The organism is Neisseria subflava, from assembly GCF_005221305.1.
GTDB classification, from domain to species: Bacteria; Pseudomonadota; Gammaproteobacteria; order Burkholderiales; family Neisseriaceae; genus Neisseria; species Neisseria subflava.
Genome location: NZ_CP039887.1, coordinates 807,201 through 823,579 on the forward strand (window position 1 = coordinate 807,201; position 16,379 = coordinate 823,579).

General features: G+C 50.0%; 11 protein-coding genes. 7 read left to right on the forward strand and 4 right to left on the reverse strand.

Annotated features, from left to right (window positions below):
- Positions 1–372 precede the first annotated feature (372 nt).
- From acnD to FAH66_RS03990, 3 genes are all read left to right on the forward strand, one after another.
- Entirely contained in the window at positions 373–2,979 is a 2,607-nt protein-coding gene (gene acnD / locus FAH66_RS03980) for a Fe/S-dependent 2-methylisocitrate dehydratase AcnD (RefSeq protein WP_137040762.1), read from the forward strand.
- Positions 2,980–3,096: 117 nt separating this feature from the next.
- The gene (gene prpF, locus FAH66_RS03985) at positions 3,097–4,266 is read left to right on the forward strand and encodes a 2-methylaconitate cis-trans isomerase PrpF (RefSeq protein WP_049330884.1); all 1,170 of its coding nucleotides are present in this window, start codon (positions 3,097–3,099) and stop codon (positions 4,264–4,266) included.
- A 212-nt stretch (positions 4,267–4,478) separates the two neighbouring features.
- Positions 4,479–5,690, forward strand: a complete 1,212-nt coding sequence (locus FAH66_RS03990) for an acetate kinase (protein ID WP_137040763.1) — start codon at positions 4,479–4,481, stop codon at positions 5,688–5,690.
- A gap of 73 nt (positions 5,691–5,763) precedes the next feature.
- On the opposite strand, the gene purM is transcribed toward FAH66_RS03990, so the two are convergent.
- Positions 5,764–6,798, reverse strand: coding sequence for a phosphoribosylformylglycinamidine cyclo-ligase (gene purM, locus FAH66_RS03995; RefSeq protein ID WP_137040764.1), 1,035 nt, complete (start codon positions 6,796–6,798; stop codon positions 5,764–5,766).
- 206 nt (positions 6,799–7,004) lie between these two features.
- Here purM and FAH66_RS04000 point away from each other — a divergent pair, with 206 nt between their 5' ends.
- Together FAH66_RS04000 and FAH66_RS04005 are read left to right on the forward strand one after the other, a co-directional pair.
- Complete coding sequence (locus tag FAH66_RS04000) at positions 7,005–8,075, forward strand: AI-2E family transporter (protein WP_137040765.1); 1,071 nt, start codon at positions 7,005–7,007, stop codon at positions 8,073–8,075.
- A gap of 66 nt (positions 8,076–8,141) precedes the next feature.
- On the forward strand, positions 8,142–8,858 hold the full coding sequence (locus FAH66_RS04005) for an S-methyl-5'-thioinosine phosphorylase (RefSeq protein ID WP_003686342.1): 717 nt from the start codon (positions 8,142–8,144) through the stop codon (positions 8,856–8,858).
- A gap of 45 nt (positions 8,859–8,903) precedes the next feature.
- Here FAH66_RS04005 and FAH66_RS04010 read toward each other — a convergent pair whose 3' ends face one another.
- The 3 genes from FAH66_RS04010 to FAH66_RS04020 form a co-directional block, all read right to left on the reverse strand.
- Positions 8,904–9,398 carry a hypothetical protein gene (locus FAH66_RS04010; RefSeq protein WP_244285003.1) on the reverse strand — a complete coding sequence of 165 codons (495 nt, stop codon included), beginning with the start codon at positions 9,396–9,398 and terminating at the stop codon, positions 8,904–8,906.
- Between the two features lie 144 nt (positions 9,399–9,542).
- Positions 9,543–9,977: a hypothetical protein gene (locus FAH66_RS04015; protein WP_137040767.1), complete on the reverse strand. Its 435-nt coding sequence runs from the start codon at positions 9,975–9,977 to the stop codon at positions 9,543–9,545.
- Complete coding sequence (locus FAH66_RS04020) at positions 9,970–11,277, reverse strand: homoserine dehydrogenase (protein ID WP_137040768.1); 1,308 nt, start codon at positions 11,275–11,277, stop codon at positions 9,970–9,972. Before FAH66_RS04020 ends, FAH66_RS04015 begins: the two co-directional genes overlap by 8 nt.
- 205 nt (positions 11,278–11,482) lie before the next feature.
- On the opposite strand from FAH66_RS04020, the gene FAH66_RS04025 reads away from it, so the two are divergent.
- Positions 11,483–11,857 (forward strand): Mth938-like domain-containing protein, encoded by a 375-nt coding sequence (locus FAH66_RS04025; protein WP_070632437.1) that lies wholly within the window; start codon positions 11,483–11,485, stop codon positions 11,855–11,857.
- Positions 11,858–12,116: 259 nt separating this feature from the next.
- The gene (locus FAH66_RS04030; protein WP_137040769.1) at positions 12,117–16,373 is read left to right on the forward strand and encodes a DUF6531 domain-containing protein; all 4,257 of its coding nucleotides are present in this window, start codon (positions 12,117–12,119) and stop codon (positions 16,371–16,373) included.
- Positions 16,374–16,379: the final 6 nt, after the last annotated feature.

Sequence of the window (16,379 nt, forward strand, 5' to 3'; positions counted from 1 at the left end):
CCCGCCCCATCTCGAAATGCCGTTTGAAAACAATGAATAAATGATGTTTTCGTTTTTCGACGGCCTAGTGCAGTATGCGAGAGAGAGAGCCGGCCGTTTGGAAAACATGCTGCTCTGCTGTCGTCATTCCCATACAGGCAGAAATTCAAAAGGTGAAATGTTCTGCTGTAAAGAGTACTGAAAGATTTAAGTTTGGATTTCCGTCTATACGGGAATGATGGTAGCGGAGCAGCAATTTTTTTTCATACCGCGAATAGATTTTAGACAACAAGCAATAAAACAGAATTTATGGTTTCAGACGGCCTGAAGGTCCGAATCAACAGGCCGTCTGAAACCTCAAACCAAAAAAATAATAGATTTAGGAGAACCGACATGACTGCCAACCAACGCTACCGCAAAGCTTTGCCCGGTACGGATTTGGAATATTACGACGCGCGTCAGGCGTGTGAAGACATCAAACCAGGCTCTTACGACAAGCTGCCGTACACAAGCCGCATTTTGGCGGAGAACTTGGTCAACCGCGCAGACAAAGTCGACCTGCCTACGCTGCAAAGCTGGCTGGGCCAGCTGATTGAGGGAAAACAGGAAATCGACTTCCCTTGGTATCCTGCACGCGTGGTGTGCCACGATATTCTGGGTCAGACAGCGTTGGTGGATTTGGCAGGCTTGCGTGATGCGATTGCCGAAAAAGGCGGCGATCCTTCCAAAGTGAATCCGGTGGTGCAAACCCAGCTTATCGTCGACCACTCTCTGGCCGTTGAATGCGGCGGCTACGATCCTGATGCCTTCCGCAAAAACCGCGAAATCGAAGACAGACGCAACGAAGACCGTTTCCACTTCATCAACTGGACAAAAACCGCCTTTGAAAATGTGGACGTGATTCCTGCAGGCAACGGCATTATGCACCAAATCAACTTGGAAAAAATGTCGCCCGTTGTCCAAGTTAAAAACGGCGTAGCATTCCCTGATACTTGTGTGGGTACTGACTCCCATACGCCACACGTCGATTCATTGGGCGTAATTTCCGTAGGCGTGGGCGGTTTGGAAGCCGAAACCGTGATGTTGGGCCGTGCATCCATGATGCGTCTGCCTGATATTGTCGGCGTGGAGCTGACCGGCAAACGTCAGCCGGGCATTACTGCCACCGACATCGTGTTGGCACTGACCGAATTCTTGCGTAAAGAGCGCGTGGTTGGTGCATTTGTCGAATTTTTCGGTGAGGGCGCAAGAAGCCTGTCTATCGGCGACCGCGCCACTATTTCCAACATGACCCCTGAGTTCGGCGCGACTGCCGCGATGTTCGCTATTGATGAGCAAACCATTGATTATTTGAAACTGACAGGCCGCGAAGACGCGCAAGTGAAATTGGTGGAAACCTACGCCAAAACCGCAGGCTTGTGGGCAGATGCCTTGAAAACCGCCGTTTATCCTCGCGTATTGAAATTTGATTTGAGCAGCGTAACGCGCAACATGGCAGGCCCAAGTAACCCGCATGCCCGTTTTGCGACTGCCGATTTGGCCAGCAAAGGCTTGGCAAAACCTTACGAAGAGCCTTCAGACGGCCAAATGCCTGACGGTGCAGTGATTATTGCCGCGATTACTTCGTGTACCAATACTTCCAATCCGCGCAACGTTGTCGCCGCCGCGCTGTTGGCACGCAATGCCAACCGTCTTGGCTTGCAACGCAAACCTTGGGTGAAATCTTCGTTTGCCCCGGGTTCAAAAGTAGCCGAAATCTATTTGAAAGAAGCAGGCTTGCTGCCTGAAATGGAAAAACTCGGTTTCGGTATCGTTGCCTTTGCATGTACTACTTGTAACGGCATGAGCGGCGCGCTGGATCCGAAAATCCAAAAAGAAATCATCGACCGCGATTTGTACGCCACCGCCGTATTGTCAGGCAACCGCAACTTCGACGGCCGTATCCATCCGTATGCGAAACAGGCTTTCCTCGCTTCGCCTCCGTTGGTCGTTGCCTACGCGCTGGCAGGTAGCATCCGTTTCGATATTGAAAACGACGTACTCGGCGTTGCAGACGGCAAAGAAATCCGCCTGAAAGATATTTGGCCTACCGATGAAGAAATCGATGCCATCGTTGCCGAATATGTGAAACCGCAGCAATTCCGCGACGTTTATATCCCGATGTTCGACACCGGCACAGCGCAAAAAGCACCAAGCCCGCTGTACGACTGGCGTCCAATGTCCACCTATATCCGCCGCCCACCTTACTGGGAAGGCGCACTGGCAGGGGAACGCACATTGAGCGGTATGCGTCCGCTGGCGATTTTACCCGACAACATCACCACCGACCACCTCTCGCCGTCCAATGCGATTTTGGCCAGCAGTGCCGCAGGCGAATATTTGGCGAAAATGGGTTTGCCTGAAGAAGACTTTAACTCTTACGCAACCCACCGCGGCGACCACTTGACCGCTCAACGCGCCACCTTCGCCAATCCGAAACTGTTTAACGAAATGGTGAGAAACGAAGACGGCAGCGTACGCCAAGGTTCGCTGGCACGTGTTGAACCTGAAGGTCAAGTGATGCGTATGTGGGAAGCCATCGAAACCTATATGAACCGTAAACAGCCGCTCATCATCATTGCCGGTGCGGACTACGGTCAAGGCTCAAGCCGCGACTGGGCTGCAAAAGGCGTACGCCTCGCCGGTGTGGAAGCGATTGTTGCCGAAGGCTTCGAGCGTATCCACCGCACCAACTTGATCGGTATGGGCGTATTGCCGCTGCAGTTCAAACCGGGTACCAACCGCCACACCCTGCAACTGGACGGTACGGAAACCTACGATGTTGTCGGCGAACGCACACCGCGCTGCGACCTGACCCTCGTGATTCACCGTAAAAACGGCGAAACCGTCGAAGTTCCGGTGACCTGCCGCCTCGATACCGCAGAAGAAGTGTTGGTATATGAAGCCGGTGGCGTGTTGCAACGTTTCGCACAAGACTTTTTAGAAGGAAATGCAGCGTAAGGTAAATCGGGTATCGTCAAAATGCCCGGACTACGCTCAAAAAGGTTTTCAGACGGCCTTGAATATTTGAGAGGCCGTCTGAAAAAACCATACTAGAAATACAAAGGAGAACTCGAAATGCCGCAAATTAAAATTCCAGCCGTTTACTACCGCGGTGGTACATCTAAAGGCATTTTCTTCAAACGCACCGATCTGCCGGCCGCTGCGCAGGAAGCAGGCGAGGCACGCGACAAAATCCTCTTACGCGTACTCGGCAGCCCCGACCCTTACGGCAAACAGATTGACGGTTTGGGCAACGCCAGTTCGTCCACCAGCAAAGCTGTGATTTTGGATAAATCCGAACGCGCCGATCACGATGTCGATTATTTGTTCGGACAAGTTTCCATCGACAAACCTTTTGTCGATTGGAGCGGTAACTGCGGCAATCTGACCGCCGCCGTGGGCGCATTTGCCATCGAACAAGGCTTGGTCGATAAATCCAAAATCCCTTCAGACGGCCTGTGTACCGTCAAAATCTGGCAGAAAAACATCGGCAAAACCATTATTGCCCATGTACCGATGCAAAACGGCGCAGTTTTGGAAACAGGCGATTTTGAGCTTGACGGCGTAACGTTTCCGGCAGCCGAAGTGCAAATCGAATTTTTAGATCCGGCCGACGGCGAAGGCAGTATGTTCCCAACCGGCAATTTGGTCGATGAAATTGATGTGCCGAATATAGGCCGTCTGAAAGCCACGCTTATCAATGCCGGGATTCCAACCATTTTCCTGAATGCCGCAGATTTGGGCTACACAGGCAAAGAGTTGCAAGACGACATCAACAACGATGCCGCAGCGCTGGAAAAATTTGAAACCATCCGCGCGTATGGCGCGCTGAAAATGGGCTTGATCAGCGACGTATCAGAAGCTGCCACCCGTGCCCATACTCCGAAAGTCGCTTTTGTCGCCCCTGCGGCCGATTACACCGCCTCAAGCGGAAAAACCGTCAAAGCTGCCGACATCGACTTATTGGTACGCGCGCTGAGCATGGGCAAATTGCACCACGCCATGATGGGCACCGCTTCAGTTGCCATCGCTACCGCCGCCGCCGTTCCCGGTACGCTGGTCAACCTTGCAGCCGGAGGCGGAGCGCGTAAAGAAGTCCGCTTCGGTCATCCGTCAGGCACACTGCGTGTCGGTGCCGCCGCCGAATGTCAGGACGGACAATGGACGGCCACCAAAGCGGTCATGAGCCGTAGCGCACGCGTGATTATGGAAGGACAAGTCCGAGTGCCGGAAGATTGCTTTTAAGTTTTCAGACGGCCACGCCATTAAACAAGGCCGTCTGAAAACCAAATAAGCAGATTTTAGTTGGGTAGCGATACCTGCAATGGAGATTAGGATTGGGCATGAAGCCTGACTAAACACCAAACCAAAGGCAATCTGGAAAGCTCTCAAATGTTTTTGCTCTTTTCAGACGGCCTGAAGCCAAAAAAACAATCAAAATTCAAAGGAGAAACACCATGTCCAACCAACTCATTCTTGTTCTGAACTGCGGCAGCTCTTCACTCAAAGGTGCCGTTATCGACCGTAAAAACGGTAAAGTTCTCTTAAGCTGTCTCGGCGAACGTTTGGGTACGCCCGAAGCCGTCATTACGTTCAGCAAAGACGGTAAAAAATGCCAAACAGCTTTGACCAGCCGTAACGATCATGCCGGTGCCGTAGGTATGCTGTTGAAAGAGCTTGAAAAACACGGCCTGCACGACCGCATTAAAGCCATTGGCCACCGCATCGCACACGGCGGCGAAAAATACAGCGAGTCTGTTTTGATCGACCAAGCGGTAATGGACGAACTCAATGCCTGCATTCCGCTCGCTCCGCTGCATAACCCTGCCAATATCAACGGCATTTTGGCCGCACAAGAGCATTTCCCGGGTCTGCCCAATGTCGGTGTGATGGATACTTCATTCCACCAAACCATGCCGGAGCGTGCCTACACTTATGCCGTTCCACGCGAATTGCGTAAAAAATACGCTTTCCGCCGCTACGGTTTCCACGGTACCAGTATGCGTTACGTTGCCCCTGAAGCCGCACGCATCTTGGGCAAACCGTTGGAAGACATCCGCATGATTATTGCCCACTTAGGCAACGGTGCATCCATTACCGCCATCAAAAACGGCAAATCTGTCGACACCAGTATGGGCTTCACGCCGATCGAAGGCTTGGTAATGGGTACACGTTGCGGCGACATCGACCCGGGCGTATACAGCTATCTGACTTCACACGCTGGTTTGGATATTGCCCAAGTTGATGAAATGCTGAACAAAAAATCAGGCTTGCTCGGTATTTCCGAACTCTCCAATGACTGCCGTTCTTTGGAAATCGCCGCGGATGAAGGCCATGAAGGCGCACGCTTGGCTCTGGAAGTGATGACTTACCGCCTTGCCAAATATATTGCTTCGATGGCTGTGGCTTGTGGCGGCGTTGACGCACTCGTGTTTACCGGCGGTATCGGCGAAAACTCGCGTAATATCCGCGCTAAAACTGTTTCCTATCTTGATTTCTTGGGTCTGCACATCGACACCAAAGCCAATATGGACAAACGCTATGGCAACTCCGGTATCATCAGCCCGACAGGTTCTATGCCGGCTGTTTTGGTTGTTCCAACCAATGAAGAGCTGATGATTGCCCACGATACGGCTCAGTTGGCCGGTTTTATGGAAGAAGCAGGCTAGGGTGGAGACTTCCCTAAATCATAAACAATAAAAAGTGCGGATTCATCATCCGCACTTTTTAATTACATCTCAATTAAGCCACTTGGGTTTGATGTTCGTCGCCGTTGCGCTCACGAACTGCGCCCAAACGGTAAACGGTTTCGCCTTGTTCGCTCAAGAATGCCTGTACCGCGTCGGCATCTTCTTTGGCAATGATTACGACCATGCCGATACCGCAGTTGAAGGTACGGTACATTTCTTGGGTTTCCACATTGCCTGCTTTTTGCAGCCATTGGAACAGTTTAGGCAATTCCCACGCTTTGGCATCGATTTGTGCAACGGTATTTTCAGGTAAAACACGAGGTACGTTTTCGGTAATGCCGCCGCCGGTAATATGGGCCATGCCTTTAATGGTGAATTTTTCCAAAGCGGCGAGAATGGGTTTCACATACAGGCGGGTCGGGGCGATGATAGTTTCGCGCAGGGTTTTGCCGTTGTCGAACTCGGCATCCAAATCGGGATTGTCGCGAGCAATGATTTTGCGGACGAGGGAGTAGCCGTTGGAATGGGCGCCGTTGGAAGCCAGACCCAACACGATGTCGCCCGCTTTGATGCTGCGGCCGTTGATGACGCACTCTTTTTCAACCACGCCGACGGCAAAGCCCGCCAAGTCGTATTCGCCTTCGGGATACATGCCGGGCATTTCGGCGGTTTCACCGCCGATGAGGGCGCAGCCGGATTCTTCGCAGCCTTGGGCGATGCCTTTAATCACGTCGGTAGCACGGGCGACGTCGAGTTTGCCGCAGGCGAAATAGTCGAGGAAGAACAAAGGTTCTGCGCCTTGAACCAAAATGTCGTTGACGCTCATGGCGACGAGGTCGATGCCGACGGTGTCGTGTTTATCCCAATCGAAGGCAAGTTTGAGCTTGGTACCCACGCCGTCGGTGCCGCTGACAAGCACGGGATTTTTGTATTTTTTGCTGATTTCGACCAATGCACCGAAGCCGCCCAAATCACCCAACACTTCGGGACGCATGGTGCGTTTGGCAAAAGGTTTGATGTTTTCGACCAATTGGTCGCCTGCGTCGATGTCCACGCCTGCGTCGCGGTAGCTCAAAGAAGTGCTCATTGGATTTCCTTATTCGGGTATGGGGGTAAGATTGTCGGAGCGTATTTTATCTTAAATTGGAGGATTCAGGCTGAATTTTTTGGCATTATTGTCAACAATTTTTATTTTATCTTAATAGCCGTCTCACTTTCAGACGGCCTTTGTGAATCTGTTATACTGCTTATTTATTTTGAAAACCTTAAGCATCAACTGGGGAACACTTTTTTATGTATCAAAAGAAAACGCGCGGCGCAAAACCGTGGATTATTATGGCTTGCGTCATCGCAGCCTTTATTTGGCTTTTATATGCCTTGGGCGATGTTTTGACGCCGTTTATTGTGGCCGCCGTTTTGGCCTATGTTTTGAATCCATTGGTCGAGTGGCTGCAATTGAAGCGTATCCGCCGCGCGCCGGCCTCTATGATTATTATGGCACTGGCTTTGCTGATATTGCTGTCGTTGGTACTGATTATCGTGCCTATGTTGTTGAACCAGTTTAACAATCTGGCCGAACGCCTGCCACAAATCGTGGGCTTTGTTCAAAACAAACTGCTGCCGTGGCTCAACAGCGTCAGCGGGGATTATGCTCAAATCGATCAAGAATCAATCATCGCATGGTTGCAGTCGCATACGGATGAATTGAGCAATACGCTCAAAGCATGGATTCCGACCTTGATGCGTCAAAGCGGCAACGTCATCAGCGGTGTCAGCAATTTGGTGTTGTTGCCTTTGTTGCTGTATTACTTCTTGTTGGATTGGAAACGTTGGTCTTCCGGAATCAGCAAACTGGTTCCGCGTCGTTTTATCGAGACCTACACGCGTATCAGCGGCAATATGGATGAAGTTTTGGGCGAGTTTCTGCGCGGCCAGCTGATGGTTATGATGATTATGGGCTTGGTTTATGGCTTGGGCTTGATGCTGGTCGGTTTGGATTCCGGCTTTGCCATCGGTATGATTGCCGGTATTTTGGTATTTATTCCGTATTTGGGCGCATTTACCGGCCTTTTACTGGCGACAGTTGCCGCGCTTTTGCAATATGGCTCATGGCAGGGGTTGTTGATGGTTTGGGCTGTATTCGGTGTCGGACAATTCTTGGAAAGCTTTTTCATTACGCCTAAAATCGTCGGCGACCGCATCGGTTTGTCGCCTTTCTGGGTGATTTTCTCGTTGATGGCTTTCGGACAACTGATGGGCTTTGTCGGTATGCTTGCCGGCCTGCCGCTTGCCGCCGTAACATTGGTTTTATTGCGTGAAGGCGCATCTGCCTATTTCGGCAGCCATTTCTACAAACATAAATAAATCGATAATATTAAGGCCGTCTGAAATCCAAGTTTCAGACGGCCATTGATAACAAAGGAAGTTTATATGTTAGCCATTATCGGCGGCAGCGGTTTGACCAAACTGCCGGAACTTGAAATTACTGAGCGAAAAATCGTACGCACTCCATACGGCTTAACCAGCAGCCCTATTTTGTTCGGCAGGTTGGGGCGCTTGGATATTGTTTTCCTCGCCCGACACGGCTTTAGCCATACCATCGCGCCGCATGAAATCAACTACCGCGCCAATATCTGGGCGTTACACTCTTTAGGCGTCGAAAACATCATTGCCATTTCTTCAGTCGTCGGTATCAATCCCGATTTTGAAAACGGCAGTCTGGTGTTGCCGGACGATTTGATCGACTATACCTATGGCCGTAAAGATACTTTTTTTGAAGGCCAAGAATGTCCGGTTGTCCATACCGATTTTTTCAACCCTTATTGCGATGAATTGCGACAAGAATTGTTGAATATCACGAAAGCGCACAATGTGCCAATTTACGACTCTGCCGTTTATGGCTGCCTGCAAGGCCCACGCCGTCCAACTCGTGCAGAAATCGCCCGTTATCGGCGTGACGGCGTAGATGTACTCGGTATGACCGGCATGCCCGAAGCCGTTTTGGCTAGGGAGTTAAAAATGGCCTATGCCCACTTTTGCAGCGTCAGCAGCATTGATTGCTTTGATAGCGGAGTAGGGACTGAGGGCTGTAATGAACAGACTTCTATGACGATGACGAAAATCCGACAATTATTGAATGGTTTGTAACTGATAATGCCGTCTGAAATGATGTTTTCAGACGGCATTGTTTATTTAAGAAGCTGTTTCTCGCTCCCAATGGGGCAGGGAGGCTTTTTGTTTGCGGAACGAGGCAAGTTTCATACCACGACATTTTTCAAAAATTAATTCAACCCCGCTTTGCAGCTGCAAAATTAAATTGGTATGCGTTTCCGTTTTAATAAAGTCAATATTGCGTTGTACCAAGCGCTGAATGACAGCGTATACATCAAGGCAGCCATTTGCAAAAAACCACGGATTCAACTTTACCCAACGGCCGCCGCTTAATGCAGCATCAGGCTGAAAATCAGCACGAATCTGTGTCAAACGATTGTCGGAGAAATGCAGTTCAATGTCACCATAAAGCCAAATATTCCAGCCTTTTTGCACTAACAAGCTTTTAGGGACGCAATCAGGCGCAGGAAACATCTGCAAAATAGACTCTGCCGATTGTCCGATTTCCAGATAGTCAAATCGACCGGTATACAAAAAATCATAAATATCAACGGTAATAGGAAAATGGTAGCGCATGGCAACAACCATAGAAAGCAATTAACAAAGCTATCTTAAACTTAAAATATAATGAAATCAATTCTTATTACTATTTATTCAATATAAGAAAGGCCGTCTGGAATTTCAGACGGCCTTGTAGCTTTGATTTAAACCGATATCGGTTTACTCAGCCTTTAAATCAGCCACGCATTGCTTATCGCGTGCCTCAAAAGCTTCCGCGCCACCCAAGAGCTTGAGTTGCTCTTCAGGGCTGATTTTGCCGAAGTTTCGGATTTGCTCGTCAGAGAGTTTGCTTAAAGGCTGATCCCACATGCAGACACAATAGTCTTGAGCCAATTTCTCGTTTTGCGCATCCAAACCTTTTGCTTTCAAATCAGCTTGCCATTTTTCAGCAAAAGGAATATTTTTCACGCAAGATTCCACCACATTTTGTTTCATCTGCGGCTTGTTCATGGCGCATTGTGAGAGCAGGGTGGTCAGAGCCAGCAAAGACAAAATAATCCATGCCCAAATGCGGATGGTGCGGATTTTTGCCTTGGCTTTCTTTCTAGCCGCCAGTTGTTCTTCAGACGGCCTTTCCGTCTGTTGCTCAGTCATGCAGACTTTCCATGCGGATCATGGTGATCGGAGCATCCACGCAGCTCAGAGCTTCAATCGCTGCGATAGCGCGTTTGACATTGTGTTCCACTGTTGTATGGGTCAGAATCACGATTTCAGCAGTGCTTTGATTAATCACGCCTTTTTGAATCAAAGCCTCGATAGAAACATTTTCTTTGGCCAAGAGTGCGGCAATTTGACCCAAAGTGCCCGGTTCGTCAGTTGCTTGAACGCGCAGATAGTAGCTGCTGGTAATTTCATCCATAGGCAGAATATTTTGCGCTTGAACTTGTGAAGGTTGGAATGCCAAGTGAGGAACACGATGGTCAGTTTCCGCTTCAATCAGGCGGGCGATATCAATAATGTCTGCAACCACGGCAGAGGCGGTTGGTAATGCACCGGCGCCCGCACCATAATACAAGGTTTCACCAACCATATCGGCATTGACACGGACAGCATTCATCACGCCGTTAACGTTAGCCAACAGACGGCTTTCAGGAATCAGAGTAGGGTGTACACGCAACTCGATGCCTTTGTCGGTTTTACGGGTAATCCCCAACAATTTGATGCGATAGCCAAACTCTTCAGCGTATTTGATATCGCGGCTGTCGAGTTTACTGATGCCTTCCAAATAGCAGGCAGAAAAATTCATTGGTGTACCGAATGCCAATGCGCTCATGATAGTGATTTTATGGCCGGCATCATGACCCTTGATATCAAAAGTAGGGTCAGCTTCTGCATAGCCCAAAGCCTGAGCTTCTTTCAATACGTCTGCAAACGCGCTACCTTTTTCACGCATTTCAGTAAGAATAAAGTTGCTGGTACCATTAATAATACCGGCGATACTGCGGATTTGGTTTGCAGCCAAACCTTCACGCAAAGCCTTGATGATAGGGATACCGCCGGCAACAGCAGCTTCAAACTGCACCATGACGTTTTTTTCTTCCGCCAAAGGGAAAATTTCATTGCCGTATTCAGCCAGCAGTTTTTTGTTGGCAGTAACAACGTGTTTGCCGTTTTCAATCGCTTTCAATACCGCATCTTTGGCAATACCGGTACCGCCAAACAATTCAACAACAACATCAACATCTTGATGTTGAACCAGCTCAAACGGATCTTTGATAAAAGCAGCATTCGGGCAAATTTGTTTGGCTTTTTCTTCGCTCAAATCACAAACAGCAGAAATACGGACTTCACGTCCCAAGCGGCGGCTAATTTCCGCAGCGTTGTCCTGCAATACAGTCGCCGTACCGCCACCGACTGTACCCAAACCTAAAAGACCGATATTTACTGGCTTCATTGTGTCTCCTTTTGAGCCGATACTTTAAAATAATCACGAAAAACCAAGGCTTGTTATAATCGCTTGCAATCGTAAATTCAGAGCAAAGCATCAATGCACAAGGTCAAACGTTGAATCCTACCTGATATTGCTTGATTTTGCACCTTTTTTTGCAAGTTTCCAAAGGCCGTCTGAAAATCGTTCTACCATAAAAACAGGAATTGCCATGAAAATCACAGAAAACCATATCGATGAAGCCGCATCATTTTTTTCATCCTCACAAGGCATATTGCAAATCGGTGAACAAACATATTCAGAACCCATTTGCTGGCAAGATGGCAAAGTGAGCATCATTCCTCAAACAACCATCGAAGAATTAAATGAACAAATTTTTATATCAGCAATTGAAACAGCAGAAAACCGTCCAGAAGTCATTATCATAGGTACAGGAGCAAAACAACAATTCCTACATCCAAAAATTACCGTAGCCTTATCAGCCTACGGAATCGGCTTCGAATGCATGAACACAGCTTCAGCTTGCCGAACTTTGGTTTTACTGCAAGGAGAAGAACGAAGCACATGGGCTTGGTTGTGGCCATAACATAATTTGTAGACAAGGCTTTTACATCACACTAGCATAAGTTCGCATAATTTATATTATGTTAAATTCATGATGCTGGAATTTATTCATTATGATATCTGTGCTCGTTTATTTAAACCCACTAACCTAATTCACGTTCCCCATCCCAATATTCTCTTTTTTCTCACTAAGCTTTCCTTTTTATCTCCAAATAAAGTAAGATTCAGTCAACGGATATCAATCTTCATATCACCATCCAATCTCTGGAGTAAAGCACCCCATGGCCGTCAATAAAATCGCCCGTAAAAGCAGCAAGTTCCGCGTTGTCTTTACCGTCCCCGATTTCTGTTGGCCGCCACCACCCGCTCCCCCTTCCGTTCCGCCCATTCCCTTCCCACTCTTTGCCGACCTCGGCGGTGCCCAAACCGTCGCCAAAGACGTACGCCTCAACCGCAAGCCTGCTTTTGTCTTTAAAGCCAGTAAGACGGACAAGACTTATGGCGATGAAATCGCCCTTCCGGGCCGTAAAGGGGTAAAGAGCCGCACCGCCACCAAACCGGCATGGCCTATGCGCCATTCTTCCTCGGTTAAAATCCGTAAACGCTATATCGTGCGCACCGGCGATATGTTCCATATGAACGGCAAGTTCAGCAAAAGACTCCCCCCTAAAACCTGTCTGTCCTGTAAGGGTGCAGTGGGTGCCGGTCGGCCGGTGAATCCGATACACGGTTTGAAGTTTCTAACCGGTGAAACCGACTTTGCCTTTGAAGGCATTTTGCCGCTGGTATGGAGCCGCAGCTATTATTCCGACCAAGACGGTACCGGCTGGCTCGGCGAGGGTTGGAGCGTACCGGGCTGCCAACGCATCATCCGCGATGCGGCGGGATTGGCCTATATCGACGATCAAGGCCGTTTGTTCCCTTTGCCGGAAGTGGATGAAGATGATGAAGAACCGGTATTGTTCGAAAGCGAACAGATTTGGTTCAGTAAAAACCCGGACGGCCATTATGTCATTGCGTCGCTGGACGGTTCGATAGCGTTGCGTTTTGCGCCTTTGGTGGTCGCTGAAGACGGTTCGGACGAAGATTCCACCCTCTTCCCTTTGGTCGCGGTAGAAGACGCCAACGGCAACCATCAGCGTTTCATTTATCATCCGCTGACCGGTCTGCCGCAATACATTATTGACGGCAACGGACGGGTATTCTCGCTGAACTTTGGCAATGTAGCCGATGAGCAATCGCCTAAAATGCGGCTGCTGTCGGTATCGCTGTTGGAGGGTTTGCCTGCCTTTGGCGAAGCGGTCCGGGTCGGCAGCCCGCTGGTTCGCTATGAATACAACGGCAGTGGTGACTTAGTCCGCGTTATCGGCCGCGACGGCAAGGTCAAACGCAGCTTCGGCTATAAGAACAATCTGATGGTGTCGCACACCGATGCAGCCGGATTGGTATCGGAATACGAATACGACCATTACACCCCGACCGGCAAAGTGTTACGCAACCGGACTTCCTTGGGCGAGGAATGGCGTTTTACCTATCACGAAGGTTATACCGAGGTAACCGACGTATTGGGCCGTACCGAGCAATACCATTACGACTACAACAACGAGTTGACCAAACGGGTGTTTGCCGACGGCAGCACCAACCTGATGGAACGCGACGACTTGGGCCGTCTGCTCAGCCATACCGATGCAATGGGGCGCGTTACCCGTTATCAGTACAGCAACGAGGGCCAGGTGGAAAGCATTACCCGTCCGGACGGCGTCATCCTGCATTTCGACTATGACGACAACTACCGTCTGATCCGTAAAAGCGATGCCGAAAGCCGTTATCACGGCTATACCTACGACGAAGCGGGCAACCTGCTGACCCATACCGACCCGCTGAAACACATCACCCGTTTCGAATATGCCGGCAACGGTCTGTTGCTGTCGGTGACCGATCCGAACGGCAGCAGTACCGCCTACCACTATAACGAAAACCATCAGCCCGACCGGATTACCGACTGCTCGGGTTACGAAACCAAACTCTCTTACACTCCCGAAGGACAGTTGGCGCGTATTACCGATGCGCTGGGACAGCATACCGAATACCACTACGACGCCAATCAAAACCTTACCCTTGCCCTCTATCCCGACGGCAGCAAAGAGACCTTCGGCTACGATGCCGCAGGTCGTTTAAAAACCCATACCGACGGCGAAGGCCATACCACTTCCTACGAATACGGCCAAGACGGTCTGCCGACCCGGCGCACCAATGCGCTGGGCCATACCTTCGGCTACCACTACGACAAAGCCCGCCGCCTGGTCGGCCTCACCAATGAAAACGGTGCGCGCTACCGCTTTGCCTACGACGTCCTCGACCGATTGATTGCCGAAAGCGGCTTCGACCATAAACTGACCGGCTACCGCTATAATGCCGGTAACGAACTAATTGAACAGCGCGAATACGGCGATGATGCCACCCTTGCCGCCAAACTGATGGCGCAACTGGGCGGGCAACCCGTTGCTAAAAAAGATGCCGCCCCGCTTTCAGACGGCCTCGACAGCCAAACCCCGCTGCGGATTACCGAGTTCAAACGAGATGTATTGGGACGGCTGATCCACACCCTTGCCCGCGATAACGACAAGGTTCAGGAAACCGCTTACCAATACGACCCGAACGGCAACCTCGTCCGCGCCGCCAACCGCCAAAGCATCACCTGCTTCGACTACAACGGCAACGGTCAAATCATCGGCCAGCACCAATGGAAAGTGCCGTCCAAAGAAGAAAACGCCCGAAACGGTTTGCCCGAAACCGACTGGCGCGATGCGCAGTACGACATGCTGTACCTGCCCGTTACCGAAACCGTCCGCTACCACTACGACTTCAACGGCAACCGTACCGCCACCGTCCTGCCCGACGGCAGACAAATCAACTACCTGTATTACGGCAGCGGCCACCTGCACCAAATCAGCCTCAACGACGAAGTCATCACCGACATCGAACGCGACAGGCTGCACCGCGAAATCTTCCGCACACAGGGTAAACTCGCCAGCCGTTACGAACTCGATCCCCTGGGTCGTCTGAAAAGGCAAATCGCCGCACTTAACGACCTGACGCAGACCGAGACAGATAAGAACACTGTAACATCGGCTTATGCAGTCAAACGCAGCTACGGCTACGACCGTACCGGCAACCTGACCCACAGCACCGACCAGCGGACGGGAACGACGCATTTCGAGTACGACAAACTAGGCCGGATTACCCAAGCCGGCAACGAACTGTTCGCCTTCGACCCTGCGCACAATATCCTGTCCGATAACAATAGCCCTACCATCACCGACAACCGCCTGAAAACCTACAACGGCACGACCTATTACTACGACGAGCTCGGCAACCTGATCCACCGCGAACTGGCCGACGGCGAAGTGCAGAACTATTTCTACGACCTGCATGACCAACTGGTGAAAGCCGAAATCTTCAAAAAAGACGGCAGTAAAGAAACTTGGGCGTACAGCTACGACGCCTTGGGCAGAAGGATAGGCAAAGGTCGTCTGAAAAACGAAGAAGTTTCAGAAACGTCATTCCCGCATGATTTAAGCGGGAACGGCCTCGAAAACCAAACCCGCTTTGTTTGGGACGGCAGCCATTTACTGCAAGAAATCCAACCGGACGGCAGGTATACCTATATCTACACCGATCCGGGCAGCTACGAACCCCTGGCACAGGTACACAACCGGACCAACGAAGAAGGCGAAAGCGGCCAACAAACCTACTATTTCCACTGCGATCAAATCGGCATCCCGCGTGAGATGACCGATGGCGAAGGCAATCTGGTTTGGTTCGGGGATTATTACGGTTGGGGCAAACTGAAGAGTGAAACCAACATAACGGGAACTGCTCACCAACTCTTCCGATTACAGAATCAGTATGCCGACCGTGAGACGGGGCTGCATTACAACTTCTTCAGATACTATGAGTCTGACTGCGGAAGATTCATCAATCAGGATCCGATTGGGTTGGCTGGTGGCAGTAACCTCTATTGGGCTTTACAAAACAGTCAAATGTGGGCTGACCCATTAGGGTTAAGTTCTAAAAAATCGCCTGGAACATGTAATGATCCATGTGCAGGACAAGATCCTGCCGGTGAAGCGGCTGGCTGGCAAGGAAGTGAGGACTATCCAGGTGTGGATAATTGGAAAAATGTTGTCCTAGAAAAAGGGACAATATTGTTTACACTGTATCCACATGGGCCGGCAGGTATGGCTTCTGCCCCTGGGAATTATTTTGTTCGAGGATACGCTGTACGTTCTGCAAGAGGAAATGCCAGAGCATTTAACGATTCTGTACAGGTGAAACATAGTGGAAATGCTACTGCCGCACGTGACATGAGAAAACAATTACATATATTTGTAGTAGAAGAAGATATTTGCGTAGGAAAATCAAAAGCAAAAGCAAATAAAAAATATGGTGATGGGGGAGCAACTCAATATTATATTCGAGATATGGATAAACCGAAATTAACAAGTACTGGCAAACTTCGATCTTTCAGGAGGTAAAATTAA

Bases quoted from the DNA above. Each gene is read 5' to 3' on its own strand.
- acnD (WP_137040762.1), top strand. From the start codon at position 373: ATGACTGCCAACCAACGCTACCGCAAAGCTTTGCCCGGTACGGATTTG.
- prpF (WP_049330884.1), top strand. From the start codon at position 3,097: ATGCCGCAAATTAAAATTCCAGCCGTTTACTACCGCGGTGGTACATCT.
- FAH66_RS03990 (WP_137040763.1), top strand. From the start codon at position 4,479: ATGTCCAACCAACTCATTCTTGTTCTGAACTGCGGCAGCTCTTCACTC.
- purM (WP_137040764.1), bottom strand. From the start codon at position 6,798: ATGAGCACTTCTTTGAGCTACCGCGACGCAGGCGTGGACATCGACGCA.
- FAH66_RS04000 (WP_137040765.1), top strand. From the start codon at position 7,005: ATGTATCAAAAGAAAACGCGCGGCGCAAAACCGTGGATTATTATGGCT.
- FAH66_RS04005 (WP_003686342.1), top strand. From the start codon at position 8,142: ATGTTAGCCATTATCGGCGGCAGCGGTTTGACCAAACTGCCGGAACTT.
- FAH66_RS04010 (WP_244285003.1), bottom strand. From the start codon at position 9,398: ATGCGCTACCATTTTCCTATTACCGTTGATATTTATGATTTTTTGTAT.
- FAH66_RS04015 (WP_137040767.1), bottom strand. From the start codon at position 9,977: ATGACTGAGCAACAGACGGAAAGGCCGTCTGAAGAACAACTGGCGGCT.
- FAH66_RS04020 (WP_137040768.1), bottom strand. From the start codon at position 11,277: ATGAAGCCAGTAAATATCGGTCTTTTAGGTTTGGGTACAGTCGGTGGC.
- FAH66_RS04025 (WP_070632437.1), top strand. From the start codon at position 11,483: ATGAAAATCACAGAAAACCATATCGATGAAGCCGCATCATTTTTTTCA.
- FAH66_RS04030 (WP_137040769.1), top strand. From the start codon at position 12,117: ATGGCCGTCAATAAAATCGCCCGTAAAAGCAGCAAGTTCCGCGTTGTC.